The organism is Pseudomonas sp. (assembly GCF_050739935.1).
In the GTDB taxonomy this organism is placed as follows: Bacteria; Pseudomonadota; Gammaproteobacteria; order Pseudomonadales; family Pseudomonadaceae; genus Aquipseudomonas.
Genome location: NZ_JBOICF010000043.1, coordinates 108,867 through 120,225 on the forward strand (window position 1 = coordinate 108,867; position 11,359 = coordinate 120,225).

10 protein-coding genes and 1 pseudogene are annotated in these 11,359 nt (G+C 59.6%); 10 read left to right on the plus strand and 1 reads right to left on the minus strand.

Annotated features, from left to right (window positions below):
* Positions 1–86: 86 nt before the first annotated feature.
* The gene (locus ACRER8_RS07765) at positions 87–623 is read left to right on the plus strand and encodes a GNAT family N-acetyltransferase (protein ID WP_431745752.1); all 537 of its coding nucleotides are present in this window, start codon (positions 87–89) and stop codon (positions 621–623) included.
* A 26-nt stretch (positions 624–649) separates the two neighbouring features.
* Here ACRER8_RS07765 and ACRER8_RS07770 read toward each other — a convergent pair whose 3' ends face one another.
* Positions 650–1,015 (minus strand): glyoxalase superfamily protein, encoded by a 366-nt coding sequence (locus tag ACRER8_RS07770; protein ID WP_431745753.1) that lies wholly within the window; start codon positions 1,013–1,015, stop codon positions 650–652.
* A 167-nt stretch (positions 1,016–1,182) separates the two neighbouring features.
* On the opposite strand from ACRER8_RS07770, the pseudogene ACRER8_RS07775 reads away from it, so the two are divergent.
* The 9 genes and pseudogenes from ACRER8_RS07775 to ACRER8_RS07815 all read left to right on the plus strand — a co-directional run.
* A pseudogene (locus tag ACRER8_RS07775) lies at positions 1,183–1,289 on the plus strand (hypothetical protein); the annotation flags it as partial.
* Between the two features lie 698 nt (positions 1,290–1,987).
* On the plus strand, positions 1,988–2,482 hold the full coding sequence (tssB, locus tag ACRER8_RS07780) for a type VI secretion system contractile sheath small subunit (RefSeq protein ID WP_431745754.1): 495 nt from the start codon (positions 1,988–1,990) through the stop codon (positions 2,480–2,482).
* Between the two features lie 37 nt (positions 2,483–2,519).
* Complete coding sequence (gene tssC, locus ACRER8_RS07785; protein WP_431745755.1) at positions 2,520–4,058, plus strand: type VI secretion system contractile sheath large subunit; 1,539 nt, start codon at positions 2,520–2,522, stop codon at positions 4,056–4,058.
* A 21-nt stretch (positions 4,059–4,079) separates the two neighbouring features.
* Positions 4,080–5,432, plus strand: a complete 1,353-nt coding sequence (tssK, locus tag ACRER8_RS07790; RefSeq protein ID WP_431745756.1) for a type VI secretion system baseplate subunit TssK — start codon at positions 4,080–4,082, stop codon at positions 5,430–5,432.
* On the plus strand, positions 5,429–6,103 hold the full coding sequence (gene tssL / locus ACRER8_RS07795) for a type VI secretion system protein TssL, short form (protein WP_431745757.1): 675 nt from the start codon (positions 5,429–5,431) through the stop codon (positions 6,101–6,103). The genes tssK and tssL overlap by 4 nt, the downstream gene beginning before the upstream one ends.
* Before the next feature lie 7 nt (positions 6,104–6,110).
* Complete coding sequence (locus ACRER8_RS07800) at positions 6,111–7,808, plus strand: OmpA family protein (protein WP_431745758.1); 1,698 nt, start codon at positions 6,111–6,113, stop codon at positions 7,806–7,808.
* A gap of 31 nt (positions 7,809–7,839) precedes the next feature.
* Positions 7,840–8,331 carry an Hcp family type VI secretion system effector gene (locus ACRER8_RS07805; RefSeq protein ID WP_431745759.1) on the plus strand — a complete coding sequence of 164 codons (492 nt, stop codon included), beginning with the start codon at positions 7,840–7,842 and terminating at the stop codon, positions 8,329–8,331.
* 146 nt (positions 8,332–8,477) lie between these two features.
* Positions 8,478–11,132 (plus strand): type VI secretion system ATPase TssH, encoded by a 2,655-nt coding sequence (tssH, locus tag ACRER8_RS07810; protein ID WP_431745760.1) that lies wholly within the window; start codon positions 8,478–8,480, stop codon positions 11,130–11,132.
* The coding region (locus tag ACRER8_RS07815) for a hypothetical protein (protein WP_431745761.1) at positions 11,122–11,359 on the plus strand (238 nt) is incomplete at its 3' end. The genes tssH and ACRER8_RS07815, both read left to right, overlap by 11 nt.

Genomic DNA, 11,359 nt, shown 5'->3' on the forward strand with positions numbered 1-11,359 from the left:
CGTCCTCACTGGGATCACGTTGATTGAGTAACAGCAGGGGTTTTGAGGTCCCTGGCATTGACTCCAATGACAAGAAAGGCGCATCGATGCAACGAACCACAGAGCGACTGATTCTGCGCGCCCCGACCCTGGGTGACCTCGACAGCCTGTTCGCGATCTACGGCGATCCTGCGACCAACCAGTTCAACCCGTCCGGGCCGTTAAGCCGAATCGGGCAGGCGCAATCGCTTCTCGAAGGCTGGCTGGCCCATTGGCAAAGCGAAGGTTATGGGCAGTGGGCGATCACCATGCGTGAACGCCCCGATCGGGTCATCGGCTTCGGTGGTATCGATGCGCGCTGGTACCTGGATGTCGTGCGACTCAATCTGGGCTATCGCTTTGCCGTGCAGGCCTGGGGGCAGGGTTATGCCACCGAACTTAGCCAAGCGGCGCTGGACTTCGCGTTCACTGAGTTGGTGGTTCCGGAAGTCTTCGCAGTGGTCAGGCCCCAGCACCATGCATCGATCCGTGTACTGGAGAAGGCCGGGATGCAGCGCATCGACACCCTCAACGATGTGCCGGGGCAGGCGCCGAGTCTGGTGTATCGTGCGTCTCGGGATGAAGTGGTCAGCCGCGAGCAGTGATGGACGCGGCTGGCGTCTGGGAGCGGTCAGTCTTCGGAAAGTTCGCAAAAACGCAGTCGGTTGCCGAACGGGTCGGCGATTTCCATCACCTTGCCCCAGCCCTGTTCCTGTATCCCCGGCCTTGCATGCTTGTAGCGCTTGGCGTTCAGCTCGGCATGCAGCGCTTCGATGTCCCGCACCGGGACGAAGATCGTAGAGCCCGGCGTGGCATCGCCGTGGTGGCCAGTCAGATGGATCACCAAATCCCCGCGCCTGACTTGGGCATACAGCGGCAGATCCGCTTCGAAGCGATGCTCCCACTCGATGCGAAAGCCTAGAAAATCAACATAAAACGCTTTGGCTTCTTCTTCGGAAAAGATCCGAAGCAACGGAATAGCCCCTGAAATCTGCATCGTCCCACACTTCCTTATGGTTAAAGCCGCGAGTCTAGTTCATTGGCTATGCACGACCACAGGCGGCCATCTTGCGGGACGGATGTAGGCATCTGCTCGGCCCCCGCGCCTGCACGCGGTAACTCGACACCACCACCGCGACGCACATGGCTTCAGCCAGATGCTTTCTGGGCAAGACCGGCACCATCACCTTCGGCAACCGTCGCTGCTCGGCGGTGTATGCCGCGCCGGGGGCAGTGGCGAAGAGCTGAGCGGAGGCGCTGGCCTGGCGTCATCATGACCGAGGGGGTGGGATATCGGTTGTTGGCGTCTTGAAGGCTATTTCCTACAGTCTGGGCCGTGAGCGTTGCTTAAATGTGTGGGTTTCGCAGACGCAGCTTCGATGCGATCTCGCTGGGAGGGCGTCGTGGAACGTCCGCTCCCCTGTATTCGGGGTCGACGCTTCGCTTTCTGCATCCCGCGGCCCGGGTCACTCGTCAGCAGTTTTGAGGGGCCAGATCGGCGTCCACCATCCCGTCCATCTGTCAGACCGTCTGTTGAGTTTACTTACAGACCGATCCGGGCCATTTGTGTGAACTATCCGAGCGAGCCTTAGCGTCTTGTGGCGCATGTTTGATCACTCTAGCCTCTGTCCGTTGCCGCCAGATCAGTGAGTGTCGGTCAGGTGGGTACGGGCAAAGGATCCTTCGTGGAAGCGGCCAGGGCGGCGGCGCCGACGCTAACTCGACTAGGTAGGACAATTTGAAAGTTTGCGTAGGAAGTTTCCCTTAGTGCCTCACGCTTATTGTTGGCAGAGCGGGGTTGGTTCACTGTGCTGTCCCTCCCGCTGAGCTGAGGAATTGCGTAGGGCTTTTCCTGATTTTATAAAACCGTGTGAGGTGATGACGTTTTTTGCGGTCGGCCAGTTGACATGAGCGCTCACCGCCGAATATCTGTAAAAAACACGTGTCACGCACCGTTCAAGGAGGATGCATGGCTTCAAACAGTTTTCAAAACGAAGTACCCAAAGCCCGTGTCAATATCAAACTTGATTTGCACACAGGGGGTGCGCAGAAAAAAGTAGAATTGCCGCTGAAATTGATGTTGATGGGCGACTACAGTAACGGCAGTGAGGCAGCACCCCTGTCGGAACGCAAGAAGATCAATATTAATAAGAATAACTTCAATAGCGTGTTATCCGAGTTTTCGCCCAGCGTAAAACTGGCAGTGGAAAATACATTGGTGGGTGATGGGTCTGACACTCCTGTTGATCTGGTTTTTCGCACATTGAAGGATTTTGAACCCGAGCAGGTGGCGCGACAGATTCCGGCATTACGCGCCTTGTTGGCGATGCGTAATTTATTGCGTGATCTGAAATCCAACCTGCTGGATAACGCCACCTTCCGTCAGGAATTGGAGCGTATTCTTCGTGACGAAACATTGAGCGAAGGGTTGCGTAGCGAATTGGCCGCCTTATCGGTCGAGTGAATATTTCGAACTAGCGTCAATCAATCAGGGAACTCCCATGACTGCAACAAATGCCAGCGCGACTTCGCGCGATGCAGCCGCATTGTCTGATGAAAATCAAAGTATCTACGGCGCATTGTTCAGCAAGATCAATCTCAGTCCGGTCGTCTCGCTCGGCAGCATCGATGCGTTTCAGGATATCGAAGCGCTGTCCGACGTCTCTGCCGATGAGCGAGTCACTGCCGCCGTCAGCGTCTTCCTCGGCATGCTCAAGCAGTCCGCGCACAAGGTCGAGCGGCTGGACAAGGTTCTTTTGGATGAACACATCGCGTCTCTGGACATGCAGATAAGCCGCCAGTTGGACGTCGTCATGCACCATGCAGACTTTCAGCGCGTGGAATCCACGTGGCGTGGAGTGAAGTCGCTTATCGACCAGACGGACTTCCGCCAGAACGTCCGTATCGAGTTGCTGGATATCAGCAAGGATCATCTTGTTCAGGACTTCGAAGATGCGCCGGAAATCACTCAAAGTGGCTTATACCTGCACACTTACACTCAGGAATACGATACCCCCGGTGGTGAACCTATCGCAGCGGCAATATCCAACTATGAATTCAATCGCGGGCCGCAGGATATCGCGCTGCTGCGCAATATATCGAAAGTGGCCGCTGCGGCGCACATGCCGTTCATTGGCGCGGTGGGGCCGGCGTTCTTCGGGAAAGAGACGATGGAAGAAGTGGCGGCGATAAAGGATATCGCCAATTACTTCGACCGTGCGGAGTATATAAAATGGAAGTCTTTCCGCGACAGCGATGACTCACGGTATATCGGCCTGACAATGCCGCGGGTATTGGGCCGTTTGCCATATGGCCCGGATACCGTACCGGTGCGAAGTTTCAATTACGTCGAAAATGTCAAAGGTGACGATCACCATAAGTACCTGTGGACCAACGCGTCGTTCGCCTTCGCTGCGAATATGGTGAAAAGTTTCATCGCCAACGGTTGGTGCGTTCAGATCCGCGGGCCGCAGTCCGGGGGGGCGGTTCAGGACCTGCCCATCCATTTATATGATCTGGGCACCGGTAATCAGGTCAAGATTCCATCGGAAGTGATGATTCCCGAAACGCGGGAGTTCGAATTCGCCAACCTTGGTTTTATTCCTCTCTCGTATTACAAGAATCGGGATTACGCGTGTTTCTTCTCGGCCAATTCCACGCAAAAACCTGCGCTTTATGACACCGCCGATGCCACGGCCAACAGTCGAATCAACGCCCGGCTGCCGTATATCTTTTTACTCTCGCGTATCGCCCATTATCTGAAACTCATCCAGCGGGAAAACATCGGTACGACCAAGGACCGGCGTTTGCTCGAACTGGAGTTGAACAAGTGGGTCGGGGGGCTCGTGACGGAAATGACTGACCCGGGCGACGACCTGCAGGCATCTCATCCGTTGCGTGAAGCGCGGGTGATCGTCGAGGACATCGACGACAACCCGGGTTTCTTTCGCGTCAAGTTGTATGCCATTCCGCATTTTCAGGTGGAAGGCATGGACGTCAACCTCTCGCTGGTGGCGCAGATGCCCAAGGCGAAAACGTGAAACGCGCACGGAGTCTGAGTCATGAAGATTGACCGTCCTGCGTGGGTCGCGGGTGCATTGTTGTCTCCCCAGCAGTTTCAGCAACAGGCGCGGTGGGAGGCCTTGACCAACGAGCGGATCGCCCATTTGGGCCTCGTTCACCCCTGGGGTGTCGAGGTCGCGATGTTCGATCGGCAAGCGTTGGCGCTGGGCAAGCTCAAGGCCAGCCGATTAAGCCTGCGCATGCCTGACGGCACGCTCATCGATACCGATCAGGTAGACCGCCTTCCCGATGCGTTGGACTTGGGGCATTTGCCGGGCGAACAGCGGGATTTCCTCGTGCTGTTGGCCCTGCCGCTGGTGCAAGCCAATGGCGGCAACTGCCTGTTCGAAGACAGCCGGGCTGATCGGCCTGTGCGGTATCGACAGGACTGGCGTACGGTGCAAGACATCCTTGGCGATGAGGCCCAGTCGATTGGCGCGCTCGAACATGTGCTGAGTTTGCGGCAGGCCGGCGACGACAATGCTGACTACGTCACCTGCCCGATCGTTCGGCTCGTGCGAGACACGCAAGGCGCGTGGACGGTCGATGACGCTTATGTCCCGCCGTTGCTGAGTTTCGCGGCGCATCCGGGGTTGCTGACTCAGCTGGAGAATCTGTTGATTCAGCTGTCGGCCAAGCGACAGCGGCTGATGGGCATGCGCCGCGAAAGCAACCAGCGCATGGCCGATTTTGCAGTGGCCGATGTGTCGCTGTTCTGGCTGCTCAATGCACTGAATACCTATCAGCCGGTGATCGCCGATCTCAAGGCTTTTCCCGCGCGCCATCCCGAGCAGGTGTATCTGGAGCTGGTGCGCTTCGCCGGAAGCCTGCTCACATTCTCCCTGGAATACGACATTGACCGGATTCCAGCCTATCGCCATGACCGTCTCGAAACCGTGTTCGCGCCCTTGATGCAAACCATCTCGCTCCTGCTGGAGGCCAGCCTGCCGTCGCGGGTCATCGCGCTGAACATGGAGCAACAGGGCGGTAATCGCTGGCGGGCAGAGCTCAATGATCCTCGTTTGAAAGAGCCTGACGGGGCTGATTTCTATCTCTCGGTGCGCAGTCGCGAACCGGCTGCCCAGCTGCAGCGCCAGTTCCCGCGTCTGTGCAAGGTGGGTACGGCCGATGACGTTGACCGGCTGGTGAATGCGGCGCTGGATGGCGTTCCGTTGCTGCCCCTGGGGCATGTTCCGGCGGCGATCCCCTTGCGTCTGGAGAACCAGTATTTCGCCCTCGACTTTAAACACCCCTGCGGCCAGGCAGTGCTCGCGGCAGGGACGTGCGTGTTTTACGTGCCGGGGACCTTGACCGACGTGAAACTTGAACTGTTTGCGGTGTTACGCACATGAAATCGAAAACCTCGATCAAGCCTTCTCTGGATATCGATGAGCTGCTGCAAGACAGTTACCTGTTGGTGGTCGAACTGCGTCAGGGCGGTTCGGCCAGCAGCAGCGACGCGCTGTGGGACTTTTGCGTCCAGCAGATCGAGCACGTCCGGCAGGTGCTCAGGGATGCCGGTATGAACCTGCGTAGCATCGATCACATCAGCCATGCGCAGTGCGCACTGCTCGATGAAAGTGTCTTCACCCACGCCGAGGAGAACGCGCGCAGCAAATGGGCGGGCGAACCGCTGCAGGCCAGATTCTTCAATCGGCATCAGGCGGGTGAATGCCTTTATGAAGAAATGCGTGAGGTGTTGCGCGAGCCAATGCCGGACCGCTGCGTGCTGACCGTTTACCAGCGAGTCATGTTGCTGGGCTTCATGGGGCGCTACCGCGACGTCAACGATCCAGAACGCAGGCAACTGGTTGCGCAGCTGCAAGAGCGTGTGCCGCCAATGCAGTTGGACGCTGCGCCGATCACGCGCCTGATTGCCGGTCGGTCTCGCAGTCCCTTGCGCTTTCTGCGCTCGCCAATCGTTCATGGGTTGGCGGCCGTTCTGTTGCTGGTGTCGGTGTGGTTCTGGCTGGACCAGTCCCTGGCTGATCTCATCGCCACACTGACGCTTGAGCAGGTGTGAGGTCCGAATGACGCGCCATCTGATTCTCGGACTTTATCTGTGGGCCAGCGCGCTCGTGCTGGGTCTGGCGATCATCATTGCAATGGACATGGCATGGCGCCTGGCGCTGGCGGTGGCTGTCGTAGTGCTGATGGTCATGGCTTGGCGCCGCACTGAGCAGCAGGGGAAAAGCGCCCGTCGGGTCAGGCTGGGCGAAGGGCTGGAGGCTGCGTTGCAGCCCGTGCAGCGACAGCCTGTGGTGCTGGTGTGTGGTGATAGTCAGAGGCTGTTCGGCGCGACGGACAACGCCTGTGCAAGCGTGCATTTTACGGCTCAGGGTTGTTACGTGTGTGTCCCCACCATCACCCAACTGCCAGCGATGGTGTCTGGCATGGCAGTCAGGCAGCCGGGCTGGCTCGGACGACTGAGCGTCATGCTTGTCATCAGCCCGCTCGATCATCCCGATCATGCCGATCTGACGCGCCAGATCCGTGTCGCATCCCATCAATTGGCGCTGGCCCGTAAATCCGCTGCACCACTGCCGTTACAACTGCTGACCTACCTGCCAGGCGCCGACGCCAACGACGCGTGGTTCAGCTGTGAGGCTGGCGGGCTGGAGCCCAGCGTACGCCAGGCAGGCACCTGCACCGGCCTGGGTCAGTGGCAGCGCCAGGCCCTTGATGAAACGGAGCGATCACAGCGCTTGCGAGCCTGCGTTCAGCTCAATAACGCATTGCAATGGCTGGCCGAAGCGGTGCTGCCGCATTTGCCTGCGCAGGAGCAACTGGTGGCTTCCACGGTGCTGTTGGTACCCGATCTGCCACGCGTGACTCGCGCCAACCTTTGGCACCAATGGCTGGGTGAAAGAACAGCGCTCGACGGCACCCGGCACGTGCCAGCCGACGGTGTTGACCAGCGCCTGCCATTTCCCGACCCGCTGCTGGCGTTATTGCCCGAGCCTGATAACGACATGGCTCTGCGTCGAGCCTGTGTGGCCGCGCTATGGATGTTCACGGTCGCGGCATCAATCGCGCTGGTGAGTGCGTTCTGGCAGAACACGCGGTTGCTCCGCCAGGTCAGCGATGACATCAATCTGTACCGCGCCATTGCCCCGGTGCAGCGATCCGACCAACCCGGTTTTGCGCTCAGACAAAACGCCTTCAAGGTTTTGCAGGGCCACGCCAGCACCCTTGAAGACCATTACCGCAACGGCGCGCCGCCGTCGCTCGGTTTGGGGCTGTATCGAGCCGACCGCCTGCGCGCGCCGCTGTTGTCGGCGATTGCCGATCGGCCACCGCTCACTGAAATAACCGAACAGGCGGTCGATCCCGTGCGGCTGGATAGCCTGTCGCTGTTCAGCGTGGGCAGCGCTCAACTGAAGCCCGGCTCCACCAAGGTCCTGATTCAGGCGTTGCAACACATCAAGGCGCAGCCAGGCTGGCTGATCGTGATAACCGGTCACACCGACGCCACTGGGCGGCCCGAGCACAACCTTCAACTGTCCCGTGCCCGCGCTGGGGCGGTACGTGACTGGATGCAGCGCATGGGCGATATCCATGACAGCTGCTTTGCCGTGCAAGGCTTTGGTGCGAGTCAGCCCATCGCCAGCAATGACTCCGAGGTCGGGCGCAGCGCCAACCGTCGAGTCGATATTCGTCTGGTGCCGCAAGCGGGGGCGTGCGCGTCATCGCAGCCAATGCCAGACGTCAATCCCAACGCCGCATGATGCGGCGTCATATGAAACAAAGGAGCTTCACATGGCAATTCCGGTTTATCTGTGGCTGCAAGACGATGGAGGCGCGGAGATCAAAGGTTCGGTCGACGTGCAGAAGCGCGAAGGCAGCATCGAGGTCGTCGCCCAGAGCCACAACGTCTACATCCCCACGGACAACAACACTGGCAAGTTGACGGGCACTCGCGTCCATACGCCGTTCCTGTTCACCAAGGAAACCGATGCGTCCAGCCCGTACCTGTACAAGGCGGTCACTTCCGGGCAGACGCTCAAAAGCGCTGAGTTCAAGTGGTTCCGCATCGACGACGCTGGCCAGGAGGTCGAGTACTTCAACACCAAGCTGGAGAACGTGAAGGTGGTGGGCGTCGCGCCGAAAATGCACGACGTCAAGGACCCCACGAAGGAAAAGCACAACCATCTGGAGGAGGTAGAGCTGCGCTACGAAAAGATCATCTGGACCTACAAGGACGGCAACATCATTCACTCCGATTCCTGGAGTGAACGTCAGAGCGCCTGACGCTCGAGACACCGGCAAGCGGCCTTCGCTTGCCGGTACTTCGTGTGTCCGGTTGAACAGCCAGGCCGGGCTGTTCAACCGGACACATTGAGCGCTCCTGGACACGCTTCTTTCTTCAACCGATTTCACTACAAGGACGTACCCCCATGGTACAGAACCCGACTCGTCTGCTTCGTCGACTGAACCCGTATTGTGCCCAGGCGCTGAGCTCGGCGGCATCGTTGTGTCAGACCCGTGGCCATGCGCACATCAGCATTGAGCACTGGCTGCTCAAGATGCTGGAGCAGGGCGGTGGTGATCTGCCGCTGATCGTGCGCCGGTACGAGTGGGACATGGACGCGCTGTGGAACGGTCTGCTCGCTCATCTGGACCGGCTACCGCGAAGTGTCACCGCCAAACCGCAGCTGTCTGACACGTTGCAGTCGTTGATCGAAAGCGCCTGGCTGCTGGCGTCACTGGAAGGTCAAAACGACGCTTTGCGCTCCATCCATGTGCTTGGTGCGCTGATTGAAAATCCTCACTTGCTCGCCTGCGATGCGGCGTGGCCGTTGGTAAGCCTGAGTCCGGTTCAGCTTCAGCAATTACCCAGCTTGCTCGATCAGCACTCCGAAGAATCATCCCTGACCTCACAAGACACGTCGATGGCGGCGGAGGCCGCGGACCCGACCTCGGCAGCCCCAGGCCCTGCAGTCAATGATGTTCTGCAAACCTACACCCAGGACATCACCGCCAAAGCCCGCGCGGGGCAGATCGACCCAGTGTTCGGGCGTGACGACGAAATCCGTCAGGTCATCGACATCCTCAGCCGCCGACGCAAGAACAACCCCATTCTGGTGGGTGAACCGGGCGTCGGCAAAACCGCGCTGGTCGAAGGGCTGGCATTGCGCATCGTGCAGGGGCAGGTGCCCGACAGCCTGAAACCGGTCAGCGTGCGCACCCTTGATCTGGGGATGCTGCAAGCGGGAGCGGGTGTCAGAGGCGCGTTCGAACAGCGCCTGAAAAACGTCATGGAGGCCGTCCAGCAATCGACCACCCCGGTGCTGTTATTTATCGATGAAGCCCATACTTTGATCGGTGCCGGCAATCAGGCAGGCGGCGCCGACGCGGCTAACCTGCTCAAGCCAGCACTGGCACGCGGAGAACTGCGCACCATCGCGGCAACCACCTGGGCCGAATACAAACAGTATTTCGAGCGCGATGCGGCACTTGAGCGCCGCTTTCAAATGGTCAAGGTCGACGAGCCTGATCACACCAGCGCCTGTGTCATGTTGCGCGGCCTCAAACCCTGTTACGCCCGGCATCACGGCGTGCACATTCTCGATGGCGCCGTCGAAGCGGCAGTCAGTCTGTCGCGCCGTTACCTGACCGGCCGACAACTGCCGGACAAGGCTGTCGACCTGCTGGACACCGCCAGTGCCAGGGTGCGCATGAGCGTGGATTGCGAGCCGCAGATTATGGTCAAGCTCAAGGCGCAACGGGCGGCGCTGGAAATGGAAAACCGCGCCCTTGACGACGACAGCCGAATTCAAGAGACCCCAGCCACCGAGCGGCTGATGCGTATCGCCGAGCGGCAGACGCAACTCGATGCCCAGCTGGCAGAACTGCAGCGGCAATACGATCGCGAATCAGGTTTGAGCCGTGAATTGCTAGCGGCGCGTCAGGACGATTCAAGGCAAGCCGAGCGCGTGCGCTTGCAACGGCAACTGGCGGCGGTTCAGGGCGCACATCCGTTGGTGTCGCTGGACGTTGACGCACGCTGCGTTGCCGAGGTGGTCGCTGACTGGACGGGCGTGCCGCTGAGCAATCTGCTGAAGAGTGAACAGGCCAGCCTGCTGAAGTTGGAGCAGAGGCTGGGCGAACGCGTCATCGGGCAGGATCAGGCCCTTGGCGCACTGGCCCAACGTCTTCGCGCGGCCAAGACCGGCCTCACCGACGAGAACGCGCCGTTGGGGGTCTTCCTGTTGGTCGGCAGCAGCGGCGTCGGCAAAACCGAAACCGCGCTGGCTCTGGCCGATCAACTGTTCGGCGGCGAACGTTCGCTGATCACCCTAAATCTCTCCGAGTATCAGGAAGCGCACACGGTCAGCCAGCTCAAGGGCTCGCCACCCGGCTACGTGGGCTACGGTCAGGGCGGTGTGCTGACCGAAGCCGTTCGCCAACGGCCTTACAACGTAATCTTGCTCGATGAAGTCGAAAAAGCGCACCGCGACGTGCTCAACCTGTTCTATCAGGTCTTCGACAAAGGCTTCATGCGCGACGGCGAAGGTCGAGAGATCGACTTCCGCAACAGCGTGATCGTGATGACCTCCAACCTCGGCAGCGACGCATTGCAGCAGTGCCTGCAAGCGCAACCCGACACGACCGACGCGGCGTTGCAGACGCTGCTGCACCCGATATTGCGCGAGCACTTCCAGCCCGCATTACTCGCCCGCTTTCAGACCCTGATCTACCGCCCGCTGCAGGCCGATGCGCTGCGTGCCATCGTCGCCCTGAAACTCGGCAAAGTCGCACAGCGTCTGCGTCATCACTATGGCCTGGCGTGTCGCATCGACGAAGGCCTCAATGATGCGCTGGTCAGCGCTTGCCTGCTGCCGGACAGCGGCGCGCGCAATATCGACAGCCTGCTCAATCAACAAATCCTGCCCGTGCTCAGCCAGCAGCTGCTGCAGCGCCAGGCCCTCGGCCTGATGCCGCATGAAGTGACCCTGAAATACAGCGACACCGATGGGATTGGTCTGCACTTCACTGATGCGCCAAACACCGCGCCGTCTGCGGACGAGGGGTTTATCCATGCGAAGTGAACTGCGCACTTTCTTCGACCACTCTCGCCATCGCCTCTGGGTGCGCGACCTCGATGCCACGCTCGACGTGTTGGCCTTCAACGGCGAGGAACGGCTGAGTGAGCCATTCACCTACACCGTCGAATTCACTTCCAGCGAGCACGACATCGCGTTGGAGCAGATCCTCGGCCAGGACGCCCGTTTCAGTCTGCACGCCGCGCCCAAGTCGTCGTTCGTGTTTCCCGGCT